The sequence below is a fragment of the Companilactobacillus bobalius genome, assembly GCF_009764355.1.
The window spans coordinates 233,580-255,631 of record NZ_LNUA01000032.1; the positions used below are offsets into that span (position 1 = coordinate 233,580).

Annotated in this window: 21 protein-coding genes and 5 pseudogenes; 21 read left to right on the forward strand and 5 right to left on the reverse strand. The window is 35.3% G+C overall.

Annotated elements, in window-relative coordinates:
* Window positions 1–25: 25 nt before the first annotated feature.
* Window positions 26–667, forward strand: a complete 642-nt coding sequence (locus ATN92_RS18785; protein WP_267901956.1) for an ATP-binding domain-containing protein — start codon at window positions 26–28, stop codon at window positions 665–667.
* Window positions 668–816: 149 nt separating this feature from the next.
* Here ATN92_RS18785 and ATN92_RS08235 read toward each other — a convergent pair whose 3' ends face one another.
* From ATN92_RS08235 to def, 4 genes are all read right to left on the reverse strand, one after another.
* Entirely contained in the window at window positions 817–1,638 is an 822-nt protein-coding gene (locus ATN92_RS08235; protein WP_234032550.1) for a diacylglycerol/lipid kinase family protein, read from the reverse strand.
* A gap of 55 nt (window positions 1,639–1,693) precedes the next feature.
* A complete protein-coding gene (gene rnjA / locus ATN92_RS08240) occupies window positions 1,694–3,385 on the reverse strand; it encodes a ribonuclease J1 (protein WP_025084722.1) in 1,692 nt (563 codons plus the stop codon).
* A gap of 3 nt (window positions 3,386–3,388) precedes the next feature.
* Window positions 3,389–3,601, reverse strand: a complete 213-nt coding sequence (locus ATN92_RS08245) for a DNA-directed RNA polymerase subunit epsilon (RefSeq protein ID WP_025084721.1) — start codon at window positions 3,599–3,601, stop codon at window positions 3,389–3,391.
* A gap of 137 nt (window positions 3,602–3,738) precedes the next feature.
* Entirely contained in the window at window positions 3,739–4,299 is a 561-nt protein-coding gene (def, locus tag ATN92_RS08250; RefSeq protein ID WP_158106662.1) for a peptide deformylase, read from the reverse strand.
* 223 nt (window positions 4,300–4,522) lie between these two features.
* Between def and ATN92_RS08255 the strand changes: the two are divergent.
* The 19 genes and pseudogenes from ATN92_RS08255 (at window position 4,523) to holA (ending at window position 21,186) form a co-directional block, all read left to right on the forward strand.
* Window positions 4,523–5,521, forward strand: a pseudogene (locus ATN92_RS08255) (D-2-hydroxyacid dehydrogenase).
* Between the two features lie 148 nt (window positions 5,522–5,669).
* Window positions 5,670–6,770: pseudogene (locus ATN92_RS08260) on the forward strand (thiamine pyrophosphate-dependent enzyme).
* A 2-nt stretch (window positions 6,771–6,772) separates the two neighbouring features.
* Window positions 6,773–7,750 (forward strand): alpha-ketoacid dehydrogenase subunit beta, encoded by a 978-nt coding sequence (locus ATN92_RS08265; protein WP_158106663.1) that lies wholly within the window; start codon window positions 6,773–6,775, stop codon window positions 7,748–7,750.
* A gap of 25 nt (window positions 7,751–7,775) precedes the next feature.
* Window positions 7,776–9,059 carry a 2-oxo acid dehydrogenase subunit E2 gene (locus ATN92_RS08270; protein ID WP_158106664.1) on the forward strand — a complete coding sequence of 428 codons (1,284 nt, stop codon included), beginning with the start codon at window positions 7,776–7,778 and terminating at the stop codon, window positions 9,057–9,059.
* 5 nt (window positions 9,060–9,064) lie between these two features.
* Window positions 9,065–9,991: pseudogene (locus ATN92_RS19515) on the forward strand (FAD-dependent oxidoreductase).
* Window positions 9,992–10,045: 54 nt separating this feature from the next.
* Window positions 10,046–10,492 carry an oxidoreductase dimerization domain-containing protein gene (locus ATN92_RS19520; RefSeq protein WP_411762960.1) on the forward strand — a complete coding sequence of 149 codons (447 nt, stop codon included), beginning with the start codon at window positions 10,046–10,048 and terminating at the stop codon, window positions 10,490–10,492.
* A 132-nt stretch (window positions 10,493–10,624) separates the two neighbouring features.
* The gene (locus ATN92_RS08280; RefSeq protein ID WP_054643624.1) at window positions 10,625–10,915 is read left to right on the forward strand and encodes a UPF0223 family protein; all 291 of its coding nucleotides are present in this window, start codon (window positions 10,625–10,627) and stop codon (window positions 10,913–10,915) included.
* Window positions 10,899–11,678 (forward strand): annotated as a pseudogene (locus ATN92_RS08285) (inositol monophosphatase family protein). The gene ATN92_RS08280 and the pseudogene ATN92_RS08285 overlap by 17 nt, the downstream one beginning before the upstream one ends.
* Before the next feature lie 73 nt (window positions 11,679–11,751).
* Window positions 11,752–13,593: pseudogene (gene typA / locus ATN92_RS08290) on the forward strand (translational GTPase TypA).
* 131 nt (window positions 13,594–13,724) lie between these two features.
* Window positions 13,725–14,897: an FtsW/RodA/SpoVE family cell cycle protein gene (locus ATN92_RS08295; RefSeq protein WP_056952085.1), complete on the forward strand. Its 1,173-nt coding sequence runs from the start codon at window positions 13,725–13,727 to the stop codon at window positions 14,895–14,897.
* 4 nt (window positions 14,898–14,901) lie between these two features.
* Entirely contained in the window at window positions 14,902–15,168 is a 267-nt protein-coding gene (locus ATN92_RS08300; protein ID WP_025084713.1) for a DUF2129 domain-containing protein, read from the forward strand.
* Window positions 15,168–15,722 carry a 16S rRNA (guanine(966)-N(2))-methyltransferase RsmD gene (rsmD, locus tag ATN92_RS08305; RefSeq protein WP_056952088.1) on the forward strand — a complete coding sequence of 185 codons (555 nt, stop codon included), beginning with the start codon at window positions 15,168–15,170 and terminating at the stop codon, window positions 15,720–15,722. Before ATN92_RS08300 ends, rsmD begins: the two co-directional genes overlap by 1 nt.
* 2 nt (window positions 15,723–15,724) lie before the next feature.
* Window positions 15,725–16,216 carry a pantetheine-phosphate adenylyltransferase gene (gene coaD / locus ATN92_RS08310; protein WP_056952089.1) on the forward strand — a complete coding sequence of 164 codons (492 nt, stop codon included), beginning with the start codon at window positions 15,725–15,727 and terminating at the stop codon, window positions 16,214–16,216.
* A 6-nt stretch (window positions 16,217–16,222) separates the two neighbouring features.
* On the forward strand, window positions 16,223–17,278 hold the full coding sequence (locus ATN92_RS08315; protein ID WP_056952091.1) for a SepM family pheromone-processing serine protease: 1,056 nt from the start codon (window positions 16,223–16,225) through the stop codon (window positions 17,276–17,278).
* A gap of 39 nt (window positions 17,279–17,317) precedes the next feature.
* Entirely contained in the window at window positions 17,318–17,944 is a 627-nt protein-coding gene (locus ATN92_RS08320; protein WP_056952093.1) for a helix-hairpin-helix domain-containing protein, read from the forward strand.
* 115 nt (window positions 17,945–18,059) lie between these two features.
* A complete protein-coding gene (locus ATN92_RS08325; RefSeq protein ID WP_143444160.1) occupies window positions 18,060–18,536 on the forward strand; it encodes a DUF4131 domain-containing protein in 477 nt (158 codons plus the stop codon).
* A gap of 18 nt (window positions 18,537–18,554) precedes the next feature.
* Window positions 18,555–19,451, forward strand: coding sequence for a ComEC/Rec2 family competence protein (locus ATN92_RS08330; RefSeq protein ID WP_267901957.1), 897 nt, complete (start codon window positions 18,555–18,557; stop codon window positions 19,449–19,451).
* A gap of 75 nt (window positions 19,452–19,526) precedes the next feature.
* The gene (locus tag ATN92_RS08335) at window positions 19,527–20,198 is read left to right on the forward strand and encodes a ComEC/Rec2 family competence protein (RefSeq protein ID WP_267901958.1); all 672 of its coding nucleotides are present in this window, start codon (window positions 19,527–19,529) and stop codon (window positions 20,196–20,198) included.
* On the forward strand, window positions 20,164–21,186 hold the full coding sequence (gene holA, locus ATN92_RS08340; protein ID WP_234032551.1) for a DNA polymerase III subunit delta: 1,023 nt from the start codon (window positions 20,164–20,166) through the stop codon (window positions 21,184–21,186). The genes ATN92_RS08335 and holA overlap by 35 nt, the downstream gene beginning before the upstream one ends.
* Before the next feature lie 75 nt (window positions 21,187–21,261).
* On the opposite strand, the gene rpsT is transcribed toward holA, so the two are convergent.
* Entirely contained in the window at window positions 21,262–21,510 is a 249-nt protein-coding gene (gene rpsT, locus ATN92_RS08345) for a 30S ribosomal protein S20 (RefSeq protein WP_025085884.1), read from the reverse strand.
* A gap of 215 nt (window positions 21,511–21,725) precedes the next feature.
* Between rpsT and rpsO the strand changes: the two genes are divergently transcribed.
* On the forward strand, window positions 21,726–21,995 hold the full coding sequence (gene rpsO, locus ATN92_RS08350) for a 30S ribosomal protein S15 (RefSeq protein ID WP_054643613.1): 270 nt from the start codon (window positions 21,726–21,728) through the stop codon (window positions 21,993–21,995).
* Window positions 21,996–22,052: the final 57 nt, after the last annotated feature.

A 22,052-nucleotide genomic window follows, 5' to 3' on the forward strand; every position in this document is an offset into this window, starting at 1 on the left:
TTGGGGTGTTAATTTTTACGTTGTCATTCAAAACGTTGTTATTCCAATGGCACCTAAACGCAAAGAAGTTTCCGTTGGTAATACGAAGTATCGAATTAATGACAAAGTCGTTTATTTGGTCAATACTCCAGAAGATAATGTTTTTAATGGTGAGATTGGTAAAATAGTCGGAATAATTTTAGCTAAAGAGAACACTGATCATGTTGATAAATTAATTATTGATTTTGATGGGAATGAAGTCTCATTGGATCGCAAAGATTGGCTTAATATTTCTTTGGCTTACTGTACATCGATTCATAAAGCACAAGGTTCTGAGTTTGAAATGGTTATTTTGCCATTGGTTAATGAGGAGTCAAGGATGTTACGTCGTAATTTGTTATATACCATCTATTATGCTGGTTGTAACAATTTAATTAATTACTGTGATCGTTCAACATTTGAAAGATCAATTCGTGATCAATCGAATGAACGTCAAACAACATTAAAGGAACGAATCTTTGCTACTTTTAAAATTAAACCTAAAAAAGAGGAAACTGAAGAAGAGGAAATTCTAGAACCAAAGGATTATCATTTAACTTTGGATATGGTAATGAACAATTCCATAGATCCAATGATAGGTATGGATGATGTAACTCCATATAGTTTTCTCGAAAAAAATAACGCTTAGTGTGACTTGTAATCACATTAAGCGTTATTTTTTATGGGCAACCAAAATGGATGTTGGCTGGTTTCAAAATTAAAGTCAAATTCGTGTTGACTTAATTCTTCTCCATCCATTTGGTCGCATCGATAATAAGGATTCTTAAACTCATGTTTTTAACATTCAATGTGCCAAACGTTTTTATCCTGTAGGTGTGAGCCGTTTGTCAATAATCTGGTCAGCAATCTAACAAGTTTTGGTGTACTGATCTTCTTAACTACTACTAAATTCAAATGATGATTAAAGGGAGTAGCAGTAGGATCAATAGCAAAGCCACCACCAAAATAGGGATGATTAGTAGCAACAACGACATAAGCAGAATCAAAGTGCTTTTGATGTTGTTGATAATTGACGTCCAGTCCAAAAGCTTTCTGACGTTTGAGTACTTTTAACAGATTAGTGAAATAGGGGTTTGAAACTAATCCTAAATTTATGCAAAGGGATTTTCTTTCTGAATGATTAGTGTAATAGACGGTACTGGCATCAAAACCGATTCCGATATTGTTGATGAAATAATGAGAAAATGTTTTGCTAGTAGCTTTCCCAACATCAATCATTCGCGGTTTTTTTAAAGAGAGAATAGCTTGCATTAAAATGACCGGATCTTTAGTCTTTAATTTAATACCACGACAAAAGTCATTACCGGAACCACCGGGAATATAGCCTAAAGCAGTATCGGGATAGTTAGAGGATTTAACACCGTTGACAGTCGGGTTTAAAGTACATACAATCAACGGCATTGAATTAGCTGCAGCTATTTGAAGATCAGCTAATTGTTTAGCAATTCTTTGACCGTCTCCATCACATTTAGTTAAATGAATTTCATACGAAATGTCTATTTGTTTTAGAAAGTCCGTAACTTTGTTGCAGGCCTTTTGAGCACGTCCACTTCCAGCATGATGATTTAAAATTATTTCGATTTTTTCAGTTTTTTCCATTTTGTAACCCTTTAAATAAAAAAAGTAGATCAAGTGATCTACTTTAAAATTGAATTTAGATTGAAGTTCCAATAAGCATTGGAAGGATAACAGGATTTCTCTCTGTACGTTTGTAAAGGAATTCTTGTAATCCTTCAATAATAACTCGTTTAAGAATTGCTTCAGTTACTTTATTTTCGTCATCGTCAAAAGCATTCTTGATCAAATGGAAGACACGTTTTTGTGCTTGATTGATCAATTCGCCTGATTCACGCATATAAACGAAACCACGTGAAAGAATATCAGGACCAGCTAGAACGATGTGCTTTTGATAATCAATAGTTGCTACAACAACGACCATTCCTTCTTCTGAAAGAACTTGACGATCATGAATAACAACATTACCAATATCACCAACACCCTTACCATCGACGTAGACGTCGCCAGCAGGGAAGTGACCTGCAACTCGAGCATTATCCTTAGTTAAAGCTAAGACATCACCATTTTCCAAAAGGAATGAATGATCTTGAGGAACATCACACAAAGCAGCAAGCTCAGTGTGAATCTTCAACATACGATATTCACCGTGAATTGGCATAAAGAACTTAGGTTTCATCAAGCGAAGCATCAACTCTTGTTCCTCTTGACCACCATGTCCTGAAGCATGGATATTATTAACTTTACCATGAATAACTTCAGCACCAGCTTCTGATAATTGGTTAATCAAATGGTTAACACTGATAGTATTACCAGGAATTGGATTACTTGAGAAGATAACAGTATCTCCAGGTTGAATAGTAATCTGTCTGTGTGTTCCGTTAGCAATACGACTCAATGCGGCTAATGGTTCACCTTGTGATCCGGTACAAAGAATCAAAGTCTCATTTGCGGGTGTTTGGTTCAAAGCATGTGGATCAATTAACATATCATCAGAAATATTAAGGTAACCAAGTTCACGACCATTTTCAATTGCTTGTTCCATACTTCGTCCGAAGACAGCAATCTTACGTCCTTGTTGGATAGCTGCATCAACAGCCTGCGAGATACGATAAATATTAGAAGCAAAGGTAGCAAAGATAATTCTGCCACTGATAGTTTCAAATATTTGATGAATCGTCAAACCAACTGAACGTTCAGATTTTGAAAATGTAGGAATTTCAGCATTTGTACTATCTGATAGTAAACATAAGACACCTTTTTGGCCTAAGGCAGCCATCTTTTGTAAGTTAGGTGATGGTAAACCAGCAACTGGAGTCAAATCAAATTTGAAATCACCAGTTTCAACGATGATGCCTTGTGGCGTATGGACAGCAACACCCAAGGTATCAGGAATAGAGTGGGTAGTTCTGAAGAAGGAAACACTTGTCTTAGGGAATTTGATAACATCATCTTCATGCAAGACATGCATTTCTGTAGTTCTTAACAATCCGTGTTCTTCCAATTTACCCTTGATCAATGCACATGCCAATGGACCGGCGTAAACAGGGATATTTGGAAGTTGTTGGAGAAGATAAGGAATACCACCAATGTGGTCTTCGTGACCATGAGTGATAAATAATCCTTTGATCTTGTCCTTATTTTCTACTAAGTAACTGTAGTCGGAAATGACGTAGTCAATTCCAAGAAGTTCATCTTCAGGAAACTTAATTCCGGCATCAATTACAATCAGTTCGTCTTGATACTGAACTCCGTACATATTTTTACCGATTTCACCAAGGCCCCCGATGGCAAAAACGGCAACTTCATTATTTTTAACTTTAAATGACATTAACTAAAACTCCGTTAATTTAAACTCAGGACTCTTTTTCTCGTACTCCAAATGCTTTTCGTCGAGTTCCTGAATAAATTCAATGTTATAGTCGGTATTCTTTTCAACTGCTTCACGTACAGCAATGCTTGATTCAGCATCCATGTATAGTGAATGTGTAAATTCACGACGGGGGTTATCTAGTTCGCTTGTTTGATATAAAACTTTATAAATCAATATAAATTTCTCCTTTAAATCGAATTAAATGAAACAGGTCAGTTTCATTTGACGTTTTTTCTAGTCCATTTGTGCGTTAATCAATAGATAGCACAATTCTACCATATATAAAATAGTAAGTATACTTGAAGGCTGTATTAAGAAATTACAACAGTACTTGGATCAAGTGTAAATGGTTCTTTTTTGTCGATCTTGTCGTAATATAGGTGACCATTTAAATGATCGATTTCATGTTGACAAACGATAGCAGGGTAACCTTTAACACGTAGTGTTTGAGAATTACCTTCAAAATCATCATATTTAATAGTAATACGATCAGCACGTGGTACGAATCCTGGAACGTCTTTATCAACTGAAAGGCAACCTTCACCTTCAGACAAGGCAGCCTTTTGAACTGAGTTTCTGACAATAACAGGATTGATCAGAGTGATTTTAAGAAGAGGTTTGTCAGGATCTTCTTCATTTGGTACTAAAACAGCAGCCATCATTTCTGAAACACCAACTTGAGGAGCAGCCAAACCGCTACCATCTCGTAATTGGTGCTTTTCAGCATATTCTTCATCTTGACTCTTAACGAGATATTCCATCATATTAGCGGCTAAAGCTTTGTCTTCATCGCTTAATGGGAATTTAACATCTGCTGCAACTTTTCTTAAAACGGGATCGCCATCACGGACGATATCTTTCATAAAATACATAGTTTCCTCCGAATGTTTAATTGTATAAAAATACTTCAGTATATCCATTATAGATTATTTTTCGATAAAAATAGAAGGATTTGAGAAAAAACCTGCTTGAGAATTTTTAGAAAACGATTTCTGTCTGCTTCTGTTTAATTTGTTAAGGGGGAGCATGATAAAATACTCTTATATGTTATCGGTTACACGAAGATACATAAAATATTGCTACTGGAGGTTTTATATGAGATTAATTGACTTTGGTGTCAGAGAAGATGAAAAAAAATATATTGAGGAATGGTCTAAAGAGAACAATATAGAAGTAAAAATCGTTTCCGATTTACTAACGCCTGAGACCGTTCAGCTAGCAAAGGGTTATGACGGGATTGTTGCTTATCAGCAATTGCCATACGTTTAGATCGAGGTCGCTGCAATGAAGTAAGTTCATTGCCATGTCCTTTCGCTTAGAAATGTCGGCGTCGATAATGTCCCATTTGCAGCTCTCAAGAAAAATCAAATTCGTTTGACTAATGTACCTAGTTATTCACCAGAAGCTATTGCGGAATATTCAGTTACAGGTTTGATGGCATTACTAAGAAATCTAAAACATATGATCAGAAAAGCGGTTTAACATGATTTTCAATGGGCTCCTGATATCGGACGTGAGCTCAATCAGCTTACAGTGGGTGTCGCTGGAACCGGAAGAATTGGTCGTGCTGCAATAAAAATTTATCAAGGATTTGGAGCAAAAGTTATTGCATATGATAAATTTCACAATCCAGAATTAGAAAAAGAAGGAATGTACGTCGATGATCTTGATACTTTATTGAAAGAATCAGATGTCGTAACGTTGCATATTCCAAGCCTTGGTAAAGGCCATACTTTGATCAATAGTAAGTCGATTGCCGAGATGAAAGATAATGCTATCGTCATTAATACAGCACGTGGCGATTTGATTAATACGAAGGATCTATATGATGCTGTAGCTTCAGGTAAGCTTTATGGAGCTGTTTTGGATGTTTATGAAAAAGAAGTTGGTGTCTTTAATTCCGATTTGAGTGATCAGGAATTTTCTGATGATGTATTAGATAAAGTAATTAAAAGTCCAAGATTTATTTTGACACCACATATTGCTTTCTATACAACTAAGGCTGTTAAAAACATGGCGACTGTTTCACTAAATGCCATGGTTTCAGAATTAAATACCGGAACTTCAGAAAATGAGATAGATTTGGAAAAATAGTGACCATTTTCACAAACTATTATAAATTTATTTATGTTCAAAGAATGCCTAAATTACTTGTTTTTTGAGTGATCAATGTTAGACTAAAAATATATGAAAGCCCTTACAGGTTTCACAAGGGCAAGTTTTTATGAAAGGACTGTGGAGAATGGCAAATAAACCAATTGTTGATTTTGAAGCACTTAAAAATAACTTATCGAATGTTTCAAAACCCATTCAAGTATTGAATGAAAAAGCTGAGATAACAGATCAAGAAGTCTTTGATTCATTTTCAGATGATGATTTAGTTGAGTTTATGAAAAAGATGGTATGGGAGCGTGCATTGCATGAACAGACAATGAACTTCTCTCGTCAAGGTCGGATGGGTTTCTATGCACCGACTGAAGGTGAGGAAGCTTCTGAGATGGGAACTGTTTTAGCAATGAAGAAGAATGATTATCTTCTTCCAGCTTATCGTGATGTACCACAATTGATTCAACATGGCGCTACAGTAACCCAAGCTGGAAACACAAAGAATGCAACAACTGGTTAAAGTAGCAAATAAATTTGGATATTAGAGGTCAATTATGATGAAAAGATTTAAATTATTTCTATCTTTAAATACACTATGGGAATAAAGTAATTTAGTTCAGGAGACATTGCATTTACTTATACTGGTGATGGTGGTACTTCTCAAGGTGATAGTTACGAAGGAATGAACTTTGCTGGTGCCTTTAAGGTTCCTGCACTATTCATTGTTCAAAATAATGGTTTTGCCATTTCAACACCACGTGCAAAACAGACGGCTGCTCCAACATTAGCCCAAAAGGCTGTTGCCGCTGGTATTCCAAGCGTTCAAGTTGATGGAATGGATATCCTAGCTTGTTATGCTGTGGCTAAAGCAGCTCGTGAGTACATTACAGCTGGCAATGGTCCTGTAATGATTGAAACCTTGACATATCGTTTCGGTGCTCACTCAAGTGCTGGTGATGATCCTAAACGTTACAGAACTAAGGCTGAAGAACAACCATGGTTCGATAAGGATCCATTAATTAGATTAAGAAAAGTTCTTGAAGACAAAGGTTTATGGTCTGAAGAACAAGAAGATAAATTAGTTGATGAATATAAGGCTTCGTTTAAAGAGGCAATCAAGGAAGCTGATGCAGTTCCTGAAGATAAAGTTTCAGATATGTTAAAACGTACTTTTGAAATTCCAACTCCAGAAATGAAGAAAGAAATCGCTAAATTTGAAGCAAAGGAGTCGAAGTAAAAATGGCTAAGAAAACTTACATTCAAGCAATTACAGACGCCTTAGACATTGTTCTTGAAGATGATCCAAAAACTTTGATCTTTGGTGAAGATGTCGGTAAAAACGGTGGTGTTTTCAGAACGACTCAAGGACTTCAGGAAAAGTATGGTGAAGATCGTGTCTTCGACGTCATTTTAGCTGAATCAGGATTTACGGCAATGAAGCTCCTATTAGGTATAACTTTAAGGATGCTGGCGTTAAGAATTCAATTTATGGGCTCCTATCTTGAAGCTGTTGATCAAATTATTGGTCAAGAAGCTAGAATGCGTTTCCGTTTTGATGGATTAAAGACAGCTCCTGTAACGATTCGTACACCTTATGGTGGTGGTACTCATACTGCTGAAATGCACGCTGATAATTTGGAAAATATTTTTGCAAGTACTCCAGGTATGCGCGTTGTTATGCCAAGTAATCCATATGATGCTAAAGGATTATTGATTTCCTCAGTTGAAAATAACGATCCTGTGCTATTCATGGAAAACTTGAAGTTATATCGTTCAATGAAAGATGATATTCCTGATGGCAAGTATACAGTTCCATTGGACAAGGCTAATGTTGCCCGTGAGGGTAATGACATCACCATCGTAGCTTACGGTGCTGAAGTAAATGAGGCCTTGAAGGTTGCTGATGATTTGGCAAAGAAGAATATTTCTGTTGAAGTTATTGATCTTAGAACAGTTTCACCAATTGATACCGATACAATTTTCAAATCAATCGAAAAGACTCATAAAGTAGTTATTGTTCAAGAAGCACAAAAAATAGCTGGTGTGGGTGCACAAGTTGCCTCAGCTATTGCCGAAGATGCGGTTCTTTCTCTTGATGCACCAATTGGTAGAGTTGCGGCTCCAAATAGTGTATATCCATTTGCCTTAGGTGAAGACACTTGGATTCCACGTGCAAAAGAAATTGAAGAAAAAGTAAATGAAATTCTCAACTACTAATTAATCGAAGGAAGGGAATCCAACTATGGCTTACAAATTTAAATTACCTGAGCTAGGTGAAGGGATGGCCGAAGGTGAGATCGCCAGCTGGCTAGTAAAAGAAGGAGACACAGTTAAAGAAGATGACTCCTTAGTAGAAATTCAAAATGACAAATCAGTTGAAGAATTGCCTTCACCAGTTGCTGGTACTGTTAAACAAATTGTTGCTCAAGAGGGAGATACTGTTGAAATCGGTGACACTTTGATTGTAATCGATGATGGTTCTCCCGATACAGCTGACGATGATCAACCAGCTAAAGATGACAAGGAAACTGAAAAGCCCGATAAAGAAACTGAAAGTGCACCTAAAGAAGAAGCTGCTTCCGGTCCAGCTACTGGATCAGTTGATGCTCACTATTTAGCAATGCCTTCAGTACGTCAATATGCTCGTGACAAAGGTGTTGATTTGGCAAAGGTCACACCTAGTGGCAAGCACGGACAAATTACTAAAGCTGATGTAGATTCATTCGACGGTAGTGCCGCACCTCAAGCAGCACAATCATTACCAGCAGAATTATCGAGTCAAACGTCTGGTTATAATACTGAACTAATTAGTGAGAGTACAGTTAATAAAGCGGCCGGTTTGCACGAATTACATAGAAAAGCTATTGCTAAGGCAATGCTTAATAGCAAACACACAGCTCCACATGTAACTAGTTTTGATGACGTCGAAGTAAGTGCTTTAATGGCTAACCGTAAGAAATATAAGGCAATTGCTGCTGATAAAGGTATCCATTTAACATTCTTACCTTATATCGTAAAAGCTTTAGTTGCTGTAATGAAAGAATACCCAGAATTGAATGCTTCAATTGACGATTCTACTGAAGAAATTGTCTACAAACATTATTACAATGTTGGTATTGCAACTAACACAGAACATGGACTTTATGTTCCAAATGTTAAGAACGTTGATTCTAAAGGTATGTTTGAAATTGCTAAAGAAATTACTGAAAATTCACAAGCTGCTTATGACAACAAGTTGAGTATGGATAAGATGTCAGGCGGTTCAATTACAATCAGTAACGTCGGTTCTATTGGTGGCGGCTGGTTTACACCAGTTATCAATTATCCAGAAGTAGCAATTCTTGGTGTTGGTAAGATTGCTAAAGAACCTTATGTTGATGAAGATGGCAACATTCAAGTAGGTAACATGTTGAAGTTATCATTGAGCTATGATCACAGATTGATCGATGGTGCTTTAGCACAAAATGCTTTGAATCTCTTGAAGAAATTGTTGCATGATCCAGATATGTTATTAATGGAGGGCTAGTTAACATGGCAGAAAACGTAATAGAAAAAGATACCGTTATTATTGGTTCCGGCCCTGGTGGTTACGTTGCAGCAATCAGAGCTTCAGAATTAGGACAAGATGTTACTATTATTGAAAAGTCAGATACCGTTGGTGGTGTTTGTCTAAACGTTGGTTGTGTTCCATCAAAGGCTTTAATCACAGCCGGACATAGACTCCAACAAGCTAAAGATTCATCAACTTATGGAATTACAACTAGTGATGCCACAATTGACTTCACTAAGACTCAAGCTTGGAAAGATGAAAAAGTTGTTGCCAGAATGACTGGCGGTGTACAAATGCTTTTGAAGAAGCATCATGTTGAATTGATCAACGGCGAAGCTTATTTAGATAGCGATACACAACTAAGAGTTATGCCAAGTGGTCCTAGACAATTTATGGATAATGGCGGCCAGTAAAAAACCAATAAATAATGCTTGATTTTAGCAAATGGTAGTCGCCCCATTGAAATTAGAGGATTCAAGTTTGATGATCGTGTTATCGATTCAACTGGTGGATTGAATTTGAAAGAAGTTCCAAAGGAATTCGTCATCATTGGTGGTGGTTATGTCGGAACAGAGTTGGCTGGAGCTTATGCTGACTTGGGTTCACACGTAACTATTCTTGAAGGCAATACTAATATTATTCCTAACTTTGAAAAAGATATGGTTTCAATCGTTAAGAAGAACCTTGAAAAGAAGGGTCGGTAATTTATTCCAAATGCTATGGCCAAAAAGAGTGAAAACAAGGGCGAAAGGGTTGAAGTAACTTATGAAGTTGATGGCAAGCCAACAACAATCAGTGCTGATTATTGTATGGTAACCGTTGGTCGTCGTCCAAATACTGATAATTTTGGACTTGAAATGACCAATGTCAAATTGACTGAAAAAGGTTTAGTTGAAGTAGACGCATAACATTAACTTCCAATCCATAATATTTATGCAATTGGAGATATTACACCAGGTCCAGTGTTTAATCATAAAGCTGTCTTTGAGGCTAAGACAACAGCTGGAGCAATTTCAGGTAAACATACAGCTAACGACTATATTGGCGTTCCAGCTGTTTGTTTCACTGATCCTGAGTTAGCTAGTGTCGGTCTAACAGAAAAAGATGCTAAGGATAAGGGAATTGATGTCAAAGTAGCTAAATTCCCATTTGCCGGAAATGCACGTGCTGTTTCACTTGATGCCGCTGAAGGATTTGTTAAGTTAATTGCTCAAAAAGATACAGGTACTTTACTAGGTGGTCAAATCGTTGGACCAGGAGCTAGTGACTTGATTTCTGAATTAAGTGTAGCTGTTAATTGTCAACTTAATGCTGAGGATATTGCTCTCACAATTCATCCACATCCAACTTTGGGTGAACCTATTCAAGAAGCTGCCGATATTTTAATCGGTTATCCAACACACATTTAATAGAAAAAAGGGAAGAACGTTTAGAAACCGAAAAGAGGATTTTTCGTATACTAAATTAATTATTTCCATAAAAAAGCGATGCAATTGTATCGCTTTTTTTGTATAGTAGAGTAAAAATGAAGGGAGCTATCAATGCATAATTACAGTTATCCTCTTGATGAGACATGGTCACAAGATGAGATTGTTAAAGTGATTGCTTTGTATAATGCGGTTGAAAAGGCCTATGAATCAAGTATAAAAAGTGATGAATTTTTGCAAAAATATCGCTCATTCCAACAAGTGGTTCCAATGAAAATGGAGCAAAAAAAATTAGATAAAGAATTTGAGTTTGAATCGGGCTATTCCATCTATCAAGTGTTTAAAAAGTGTCGTACAGCAAAAAAAGGCGAGAAAGTAAGGATTCACAATGACAGTAGACAGTAAGGAAATAGATAAATTTCTAGTAGAACTTTTACAAAATGTGGGTAAGAGTTTGAGGGATGATGCTTTAAAAAAGAAATCTGTTGATACAAAAAAGAACCGAAATGATTTAGTAACAAATTTTGATAAAAAAACTGAACGCTATATTAATTCCGAGATTAAAAGAGTTTTTCCAGAAGCTACGATTGTTAGTGAAGAAGGATATGGTGATTTAGTAACAGATATGTCGGGTCTAGTTTTTTTTGTCGATCCAATCGATGGGTAGTTATAATTTGCTAAGCTTAGTTGATATTTTATTGGGCTTAGGCATTGTTACATTGATGGCAAACCATTAATTGGTGCTATTATAGATGTTATGGGTAATAACATTTACCATGGCGGTAAAGAAATTGGCTTGTTCATTAATGATGAGAGAATATATTGTCCAAGAAATTTTTCTTTCATTATAGGTTTAGTCGATGTTTCGGCACAGACAAAATGTTCTAATAAATTTAATGTTCAGGAAGTCATTAAAAAAAGTAGCGAATTCAGAGTTTATGGAAGTGCGGGAATTATTTTTGGTCATCTCTTGACTGGAAAAGAAGTCATGTATATGTCATACTTAGCACCATGGGATTTGGCTGCCGGGCGTGTCTTATGTGAAGCTGCAGGTATGAGTGTAGTAAGTATTGACGATGCACCAATAAATATGCTAAAATCACAAGTCGTAATAGTTGGTACTCAGAAAGTTGTTTCTGAAGCACTGACGACAGTCAAAACGCGTTAGTGAACTGTGAGAAGTTTCACAGTTTTTTTATTGCTAGTAATTTAAACACGTATTTATGGAAGGAAGAACTAATTTGACTAAGAGAAGAGAAGATATTAGAATATGTGGGATCTTCGCTCACGTTGACCTCAAAGAAAAACAATTAGTTAACGAAATGTTAAAACAATCAGTTACATTGGATTAAAAATTAAATTTTCAAAATCGTGCCCTTGATTCAAATGCTATTGAAAGAGAACGTGGAATCTCAATTTTTTCTAAGAATACTGCTGTTGATTATGACGGCAAGAAGATCAACATCTTGGATACCCCAGGACACGCTGACTTCGGTGGTGAAGTTGAACGTATCATGAAGATGGTTGACGGTGTACTTCTAGTTGTCGATGCATATGAAGGTACAATACCCCAAACTTGGTCTGTTTATTAACGAATTAAAAAATCAACAGAATATTGATCAAATTTCTTCATTAATATGTAAATACATTGCTAGTGAGTATATGAAAGACAGTGAGAACTTCTTGAATTGTTCATCGAATTAGGTGCTGACGATTCACAACTTGATTTCCCAGTTGTTTATGCTTCTGCTATTAATGGTACATCAAGTTACTCAGATGATCCTGCTAACCAAGAACACACAATGAACCCAATCTTTGATACAATTTTGAAGACAATTCCAGCTCCAGTTGACAACTCAGATGAACCTCTACAATTCCAAGTTGCCTTGCTAGATTACAATGACTATGTTGGTCGTATCGGTATTGGACGCAATCATTTTGGCAATGTTTACGAAGTATTTTTCGTTACGGTGATTGGAATGAATTGATAAACAAAGATCTTCCGTGTTACAAAGCTATTTGGTTTCCTTGGTTTGAACCGTGTTGAAATTCAATCAGCTAAAGCCGGAGATTTAATTGCTGTTTCTGGTATGGAAGATATTTATGTTGGTGAAACTGTTACACCAGTTGATCATCAAGAAGCACTTCCATTGCTACGTATTGATGAACCAACACTACAAATGACATTCTTGCAAAACAACTCACCTTTCGCTGGTCGTGAAGGTACAGAAGTTACTGCTAGAAAGATCGAAGATCGTTTAAGAAGACAACTACATACTGATGTTTCTCTTAAAGTTGAAAATACAGACCAAGCTGGTTCATGGCTAGTTTCAGGTCGTGGTGAACTTCACTTGTCAATTCTTGTTGAAGAAATGCGTCGTGAAGGTTTCGAATTACAACTATCACGTCCAGAAGTTATTTACAAGACAGTTGATAATCAAAAGTGCGAACCTTTTGAAGAGGTAACTATTGATACACCTGATGAATATGTTGGTTCAGTTATCGACTCAATGTCACAACGTAAAGGTGACATGCAAAACATGGAAAGTACTGGAAATGGCCAAACAAGACTTATCTTCTCAGCACCTTCACGTGGTTTGATCGGTTACTCAACAGAGTTCTTATCAATGACTGGTGGTTATGGTATTTTGAACCATACATTCTCAGAATACAAACCAGTTGTTAGAAACTGGAACCCAGGTAGAAGAACTGGTGCTTTGGTTTCAATCAACCAAGGTCCATCAACTACTTACTCACTACAATCTGTTGAAGGTCGTGGTACATTGTTCATTGGTGCCGGTGTTGATGTATATGAAGGTATGATCGTTGGTGAAAGTAGTCGTGATCAAGATATCGCTGTTACTGTTACTAAGGGTAAGAACCTTACAAATACTCGTGCTTCTGGTAAAGATCATGCTGCTGCTATCAAGACTCCAAAGGCAATGTCACTTGAACAATCAATCGAATTCCTAAACGAAGACGAACTTTGTGAAGTAACACCTAAGAGTGTTAGATTACGTAAGAAGATCTTGAACACAAACGAACGTAAGAAGTTTGACAAAACGAAAAAAATGTCTAAATAATCAGATTATTAAAGAAGCTAAGGATAGATTTCCTTAGCTTCTTTTTTTATGCCAAAAAGACAGAGTAGGACAGTTTTTTTCTGGTATTATTTGGTGGTATAATCTTATTATTAGATTTTAGGAGCTAAGATGTGAAAAAATTAAAAAAAATTGACTTATGGATTGTCATTCCATATATCATCCTATTAGGTATTGGAATCGTTATGGTTTATTCAGCCAGTTTTTACAATTCATTAGTTTCTGGTGGAAGTACCACACAATACTTAATTAAACAGGCTATCTTTGCAGTGTTGGGATTATTTTTATGTTATTTCAATTTTATTCTCAAAGCTAAGATTTTTAAAAATCGACATTTTATTAAATATGCGTTGCTTTTCACAGTACTGTCCTTGGCAGCTTTACCGATTTTGGGTAAGCTATTTCCTAGCTTGCGTGTTAATGGTGCGGTAGCGTGGATTCCAATTGGTCCTTTTAATTATCAGCCATTGGAATTGGCCAAATTAGTTTTGATTTTGTATTTATCCTTTGTATTAACCAGTAAACAAGAACGTTTACTGTCCTATCAAAATTGGAAAGAAATAGGTTTTGAAGTTTTACCTCCAGTGTTAGTAGTGGCAATTATTGTTATTTTACTTTTAATACAACCGGACTTTGGTGGAGCTATCGTTATTTCACTAATTACATGGGTTCTCTTGGGTGCTTCAACAATTCCTGGTAAATATATCGTTAGATTGAGTGTGGGCTTAGGGGCCTTCTTAGGCTTATCAATCTATGGTATTTTTAAATTAGCTCCTTCAATTATTACTAGTCATTATCAATATCAACGTATTCTAGCGATGCAACATCCCTTTAAATTGGAACAGCATGCTGGGGCACAGTTAGTTAATTCCTTTTATGCTATTAGTAATGGTGGTGTTTTTGGAGTTGGTTTGGGTAATGGGATTCAGAAACGTGGTTATTTGCCAGAACCACATACCGATTTCATTTTGGCTGTTATCAGTGAAGAGTTAGGTCTAGTAGGTGATATCGTTGTATTATCGCTTTTGGCATTGATTATTTTACGGATAATTCTTATCGGTGTTCGTGCTAAGAAAAATTATAATGCTTTAGTTTGTTATGGAGTGGCGACAATGATGTTGACACAAGTAATACTTAACGTAGGAGGATTACTAGGTATGATTCCCCTAACTGGTGTTACTTTGCCATTTATCAGTTATGGTGGATCTAGTATGTTAATACTGTCGATTGCTTTGGGAATCGTCCTTAACTTGGATGCCACGAATAAATTTGAAAGAACAAGGTGATTTTATGTTTAAAAAAGTGGAACGCCAGGCTTTGTATGTTTGGGTTTATTCACTTAAATGGCGGAAGAAGTTGCAGCGCTATGGCACAATTTACTACACTTCCCCTAAAATGAAATATGTGATGATGTATGTAAATTCCAATCGAGTTGCGGAAGTTAGAAAAGAATTGAATTCTAAAAATTATGTAAAGAGAGTTTCATTAGCTCATAGAAAAGAATTAGATGAACATTATGTTTTAAAAACTTCTGAAAGTAAGCAAGAGGAAAATTAATGAAAGTTGTATCAGGAAAGTTTCGTGGATTGAATTTAAAGGCAGTTCCTAGCAATAACACTCGTCCTACATCAGCTAAGGTTAAGGAAGCTGTTTTTAGCATGTTAACACCATATTTAGTTGAGGATGGCGTAGCTTTGGATTTGTTTGCAGGAACAGGCAGTTTGGGTATCGAAGCTGTATCACGTGGCTATAAGACGGCTTATTTAGTTGATAAGGCCTATAAAGCTATTAGTACAATTAAAGAAAATGTTGATAAGACTCGTGCAAATGAAAGTTTTGTGGTTATGAAAACTGCAGCAACTGAGGCTTTAACTAAATTTAAAGATGATCAAGTGAAATTTGATTTAGTGTTTTTGGACCCACCTTATCGTATGAAGATTACAGAACAGATCATCGAAGATATGGTTGAAGAGGAGTTATTAAATCCTGGTGCTATCATTGTTGACGAGACGGATTATGATATTGATCTCACTAATTTTGACAAAATAGATTTACTTAAAGAAAAGAATTATAAAGATACTAAGGTTGCACTGTATCAGTTTGGAGGGTAAGTATGTCGCAAAGAATTGGCCTTTATGCAGGAAGTTTTGATCCAATTACCAACGGTCATTTGGATATAATTCGTCGTGCTTCAAAATTGTTTGATAAATTATATGTAGCACCTATGACTAATACATCAAAAAAGTATTTATTCTCCTATCAGGAAAAGAAGTCCTTCATTGAGGCTGAAATTAAAGATTTAAGTAATGTTTCAGTTGTAGATGGTAAATCAGAGCTTTCAACCAATTTGGCCCGTCAACTAGGAGCTGGTTTTATGGTTCGTTCAATGCGTAATCCTGATGATTTTGGTTATGAATCAGGTGTGGCTTCAATTAATAAAGTTTTAGACAAAAATATTGAAACGATATTCCTGCTAGCAAATGATCAGTATGCTACGATATCATCATCAATGATGAAAGAAGTGGCCAAGTTTGGTGGCGATATATCCGAATTTGTACCTCAAGCAGTCGCTTTAGAATTGATAAAGAAATTGAGGAAGGAATAAACTATTTTGAGATTTAACAAAACTAGAAATAAAATCTTTGGTGCTATATTTATTTTTATTATTGTCGTGGCATTCTTCTTTACACCAACAGGTTATTATTTAGAAGTTCCAGGTAGTGCCGAAGATACTTCTCAATTTGTAAAGGTCAATGGTAAGCAGGATAAGAAAAAAGGAAACTTGCTACTAACGACAGTTGGAATTGTCAGTGGAACTCCATTTACGCTGTTGAAATCAATGGGAAATGATTTCGAAACCATCTATTCGCAAGAAGAATTGATGGGAAATGAAAATAGTCAACAATATTTTCAAGTTCAACAGTACTATATGAAATCAGCAACCAATAATGCGATACAGGCAGCATACTCTAAAGCAGGAAAGCCATTTACTAAAAAGTATCTAGGCGTTTACATTATGGACATCATGAATAACTCTGCTTTTAAGAATAAACTGCAAGTTGGCGATACGATAACTTCTATTAACAACTATCACTTTAAGAATTCAGCTCAATTTATCAATTATGTTAAGAAGCAAGATAAAAAATCTATTGTCAAAATTAATTTTGTGCGTGATGGTAAAAAGAAATCAGCTTCAGGTAAACTGGTTAAATTAGCAGATACCAAACGTTATGGTTTGGGAATCACTTTGACTGATAATACAGAGGCCAAGGGTAATCCTCCGACAAAGATCGATGCTGGTAGTATCGGTGGTCCTTCAGCAGGATTGATGTTTACTTTGCAGGTTTACTCACAGATCAGCAATAAGGATTTAAAGGCCGGTCGTACTATCGCCGGAACTGGAACAATTTCCCCTGATGGAACTGTTGGTCCTATCGGTGGGATTGAGAAGAAGGTCTATGCAGCTTCAGAAATGGGTGCAACAATTTTCTTTGCTCCTGACGATCCTGTAACAAAAGAAATTAAGAAATATGAACCAGGTTACGTTAATAATTATAATTTAGCCAAACGTGCCGCTAAGAAAATTCATACAAAGATGAAGATTGTACCTGTAAAGAATTTAAATGATGCAATTAATTATCTCGAAAAAACGAAACAGTCCAAATAAGGGCTGTTTTTTTTCGTAATTTAATTCGAGGTGATTGAAATGGAAGAAGTTTATCAATACGTTCGAAATAAAAAAATTGGTTTATTAGTGAGTATCGTAGCCTTAGTTGTAGGAGGATATTTTTTTCTTTTCCACAAAACAACCCTGACTAGTACAGTAGAACCTAAGCAGGAATTAGCAACTCAAAAAGATGAGATCAAAAAGAGTAAAATTGATTCAAAAATAAAAGAACCACAAACAATAGTTGTCGATGTACAAGGTGCTGTTAAAAAATCAGGTGTTTATCACGTAAAAGATAAGGCGATTGTACAGGAAGTGATACAGACAGCTGGTGGCTTTGCGGCCAATGCTGATTTGAGACAGATCAATCAGGCTAAGAGAGTGGCCGATCAGATGCAAATTTATATCCCGGTTAAAGGTGAGAAAACGCGCGCTCCTGCCAATACAAACTTATCAGGTGATACTCAAGGTAAAAAGATAGTAAATATTAATACAGCAACAGTTGATGATTTTAAAAATGTAACTGGGATTGGCCCTAAAAAGGCACAAAAAGTTATTGCCTATCGTGAAGAACATGGCCAATTCAAAACGTTACATGATTTAACTAATGTTTCAGGAATTGGTGAGAAGAGCTTATCTAAATTAAAAGATCAATTAACAGTTTAAGATAATGAAAGGTAAGTTGATTTTTTCCGCATTGGTAATAATTTTATTAATAACTATTTATTTTGAGAATAAATTATTCATCATTTTTCTACTATTATTAATAGTAAGGATTGTTTTGCTTAAAAATAAAAATCTTAACCTATTGATTATAAGTTTGTCCGTAATTTTTGCCGTACGTTGTCGGTTGATAAAGCCACCGACCACTGTACCGCAAATACAGAGTGGAGTAGTAACGCCTGATTCAATTTCTATCAATGGAGATTTACTAACGGGTGAATTACAAACTAGTCATGAAACAGTGAAATTCATTTATCAAATAAAAACACAACGTGAACAACGGTATTGGAAAAAGCTAGATCATATGGTTCAAACAAAGCCACAAATTAAGAAAATAGAGTCGATAGCCCAATCACGTAATCCTGGTGAATTTAATTACGCCAAGTATTTAACTAAGCAGAGTATTCATTATCAAGCAGAAATCACAGAATTCAAAAATCTTATAGAGTACCAACCACAAAATTTCAAAGGTAAAATAAATGCTTTACGAATACATATTATTAAATATTTAGCACAATTACCGAAGTGGTTATGAATTCATGCCCAAAGTCTGATAGTTGGTTACACTGATCCTGCAGATAAAGATTTTTTAAAAATCTTGAGTGTTTTGGGAATTATTCATCTTTTTAGTTTATCGGGTCTGCATGTGTTACTTATTCTGACGTTAATTAGAAAATTGACATCTTTTTTGAAGATTCCATTAGAACTAATTGATACGTTAATGTTATTTTTGCTGCCAAGCTATGGCATTTTGGTAGGTTCAAAGAGTGGCATCTGGCGTGCAGTTGTTTTGGCAATGGTTGGAATTGTATTTAAAAAATTGGGTTGGTCGTTAAGTAGTCTTGATATTTTTAGCGTGACACTATTGATATGCTTGTTTGTTGATCCATTGGCTATAACGACTATGGGTGGTCAGCTTAGTTTTCTGTTGGCTTTTGCCATCATGTATCTGTATAAGAACACTAAATTCATTTGTGCGACATTAAAGATGAATTTAGTTAGTTTACCGATAATATGTTTCTATACGTATCAGCTTAATTTGTTAACTTTATTGGTCAATTTGATTTTTATTCCATTATTTACTTACGTAATATTGCCTTTGACCTTTATTTCGGCACTGTCGGTTAAGTTAAAAATTTGGAATAATGTAAATGATTTATTTGAAGGTATGTATGGATTTTTAGATTATTTTTCCAATGGTGCTCAATTTATATTGGTGACGGGTAAATTGGCTATTTTATCAGTTATTTTGTTGGTGATAATAAGTCTTTTCTACATTGAAAGTAAAAGTATTCTTAATAAGTATTTGTATCAGTATCTAATTGTCTTTGCCGCCTGCATAATGATCAATAAATTTCCCTTGAGTGGATCAGTAAATATAATTGATGTAGGTCAAGGAGATAGTATTCTGGTAACAACACCTTTAATAAGAAAGACTTTTTATTTCTAATTGGGAGAATAACAAGAGTTATCCCGATATTGAGAATCTACTTATTTTGAGTACATTATTCTGGAACACAGTACAATTCCGTTCCTAAAGTCGCAAGGAATTTCTAAAATTGACATACTCTTTTTGTCACACAAGGATGTTGACCATATCGGTAACTTAGATATCTTATTGAATAAATTTCCAGTTAGGCAAGTTAATTTCGGTATTGGTTTGAATCAAAATCTTCGAATTCAAAATGTCATTCGAACTCATCCAGAAATTGAATTCAAGAGTCGTCAACAAGGAGATGTTATAAAAACTGGTTTTATAAATTGGCAAGTTCTTTGGCCAAAAGTGAAGGGAAAAGGAGAGAACAGTGATTCCTTAACGCTATTGGCACGAATTAAAGATAAAAATTGGCTTTTTACGGGAGATTTAGATATTCCCTCGGAACAAAAGATATTGAAAAATTATCAATTCAAAGTTGACTATTTAAAGTTAGGTCACCACGGATCAAAAACAGCAACAGGGGATGAGTTACTGGAAAAAACACAACCAAAGTTGGGCTTAATCTCGGCCGGAATTAATAATCGCTATGGACATCCTAATATAGAAACCTTGAAACGGTTAGAAAATCACCAGGTAAAATATTTAAACACGGCTGATTATGGTATGATATCTTGGTATTACGATTTTTTCAGTAATAGAGAAAAGATAACAACTTTTTTAAAGGGTGACTCGTTTGAAAATAACAGAATTAAAAAATAATTTAAAACAAGGTAATTTGAGTAATGTCTATTTGATTACCGGTGCGGAACAGGTCTTCATTAAAGATATTCAGAAATCATTTAAAAATATTATGTCTCCTGAAGAACGTGATATGAATTTCTCCAGTTTTGACTTAGAAGAAACATCATTAGATGACATGATTAATGAAGCTATCTCTGCACCTTTCTTTGGTGAAAAAAGATTAGTTTTTGCCCAGAACCCTTATTTTTTAACGGCGGAACGTGTTAAAAATGCTGTTGAACAAAATACATACTTATTATTGAGATATATTCAGAATCCAACTCCTTCAACAATCATGGTGATTTTTGCCTCATATGAGAAACTAGATGCTCGAAAGAAGATTGTTAAGCAGTTAAAGAAAATAGCGGCAGTAGTCGATGCTGGTCAGATGGAGGGACCAGTTCTAACTAGGACGATTCAAAATGATTTAAAAACTGATGGTTATCAAATTGATGGGGAAGCCTTGGATTTATTAATAAATAAAACCAAAAGTAATTACTCTTTGATAACGAATCAATTGGTTAAATTAAAGATGTATGCTTTACAATCGAAAAGAATTGATAAACAGGCAGTAGAGGAACTAGTACCACAATCATTAGAAGATAATGTTTTTGACTTAATGAATCAAATTCTTAATAAGAATATTTATCAGGCCGAGGAACTATATCATCAATTCTTATTGCAAAAGATTGATCCAATACTTTTGATTGCTATTTTAATGTCTCAATTGCGTCTCTTGATTCAAGTTAAGGTGCTAACTGAAAGAGGTTTAACTGAAGCCACGATTTCTAAGAACCTCAAATTGCATCCTTATCGAGTTAAATTGTCGCATCGACAGTCTAAGCGATTGGATATGAAGCAATTAATAGTTATGTATCAGGACTTAGTGAACTTAGATTACCAGATTAAGTCAGGACAAGGGGACAAAGAGTTACTATTTGATCTCTTTATAGCAAAATTTGCATAATAAAAAGGAGTTCAGAATAATATCTGAACTCCTTTTTTGAGAAATAAAAAAGCAACCAATATAGGTCGCTTAAGATTAATTCAATTTAGCAAGTCTTGACTTATCGCGAGCAGCTTTGTTAGCCTTGATTAGGCCTTTAGCTTTAGCCATGTCAATAGCACGAACTGCTGTTCTAAACATATCTTCTTTGTTGTCAGTGTTGTTAGCAGCTGAAGTTTCAAAGTTTTTGATAGCTGAACGCATAGCGCTCTTTTGTGAAGCATTGCGAAGAGTTGCACTTTGTGCAGTCTTTACACGTTTCATAGCTGATTTAATTTGTGGCATCAATTTCACCTCCGATTACCTAGTAAGCTTAAAACTCAATACATAGAATTATACATAATTAGCTTTGGCAATGCAATGAAATGTCGATTTTTTTTACACTATTGCAATATTCTACATTATGTAGTAAATTAGTTAGTTGTGTTAACCATGCTCTGTTTGACGAATCACCAACGCAGACATAGTTTGGCTAAATATATAAGGAAAAGGTGAATGAAATGGCTATTTCAAAACAAAAGAAAAATGAAGTTATCAAACAATATGCACGTAAAGATGGAGACACTGGTTCTCCAGAAGTACAAATTGCTGTTTTAACTTATGATATTAATTCTCTAAACGATCACTTGAAAGTTAACAAGAAAGACCACCACTCATATGTTGGTCTATTAAAGAAAATTGGTCACCGTCGTAACCTATTGGCATACCTACGTAACAAGGATGTTCAACGTTACCATGATTTGATCAAATCATTAGGTCTACGTCGTTAATATCAATTTAGGAAGTTTCCCGTTTGGGAGGCTTCTTTTTTTTCGCTTTTTTTTATA

Excerpts from the sequence above, each read along its gene's own strand:
- ATN92_RS08235 (WP_234032550.1), bottom strand. The coding sequence starts at position 1,638 with ATGGAAAAAACTGAAAAAATCGAAATAATTTTAAATCATCATGCTGGA.
- rnjA (WP_025084722.1), bottom strand. The coding sequence starts at position 3,385 with ATGTCATTTAAAGTTAAAAATAATGAAGTTGCCGTTTTTGCCATCGGG.
- def (WP_158106662.1), bottom strand. The coding sequence starts at position 4,299 with ATGTATTTTATGAAAGATATCGTCCGTGATGGCGATCCCGTTTTAAGA.
- ATN92_RS08265 (WP_158106663.1), top strand. The coding sequence starts at position 6,773 with ATGGCTAAGAAAACTTACATTCAAGCAATTACAGACGCCTTAGACATT.
- ATN92_RS08270 (WP_158106664.1), top strand. The coding sequence starts at position 7,776 with ATGGCTTACAAATTTAAATTACCTGAGCTAGGTGAAGGGATGGCCGAA.
- ATN92_RS08280 (WP_054643624.1), top strand. The coding sequence starts at position 10,625 with ATGCATAATTACAGTTATCCTCTTGATGAGACATGGTCACAAGATGAG.
- ATN92_RS08300 (WP_025084713.1), top strand. The coding sequence starts at position 14,902 with ATGTTTAAAAAAGTGGAACGCCAGGCTTTGTATGTTTGGGTTTATTCA.
- rsmD (WP_056952088.1), top strand. The coding sequence starts at position 15,168 with ATGAAAGTTGTATCAGGAAAGTTTCGTGGATTGAATTTAAAGGCAGTT.
- coaD (WP_056952089.1), top strand. The coding sequence starts at position 15,725 with ATGTCGCAAAGAATTGGCCTTTATGCAGGAAGTTTTGATCCAATTACC.
- ATN92_RS08320 (WP_056952093.1), top strand. The coding sequence starts at position 17,318 with ATGGAAGAAGTTTATCAATACGTTCGAAATAAAAAAATTGGTTTATTA.
- rpsT (WP_025085884.1), bottom strand. The coding sequence starts at position 21,510 with ATGCCACAAATTAAATCAGCTATGAAACGTGTAAAGACTGCACAAAGT.
- rpsO (WP_054643613.1), top strand. The coding sequence starts at position 21,726 with ATGGCTATTTCAAAACAAAAGAAAAATGAAGTTATCAAACAATATGCA.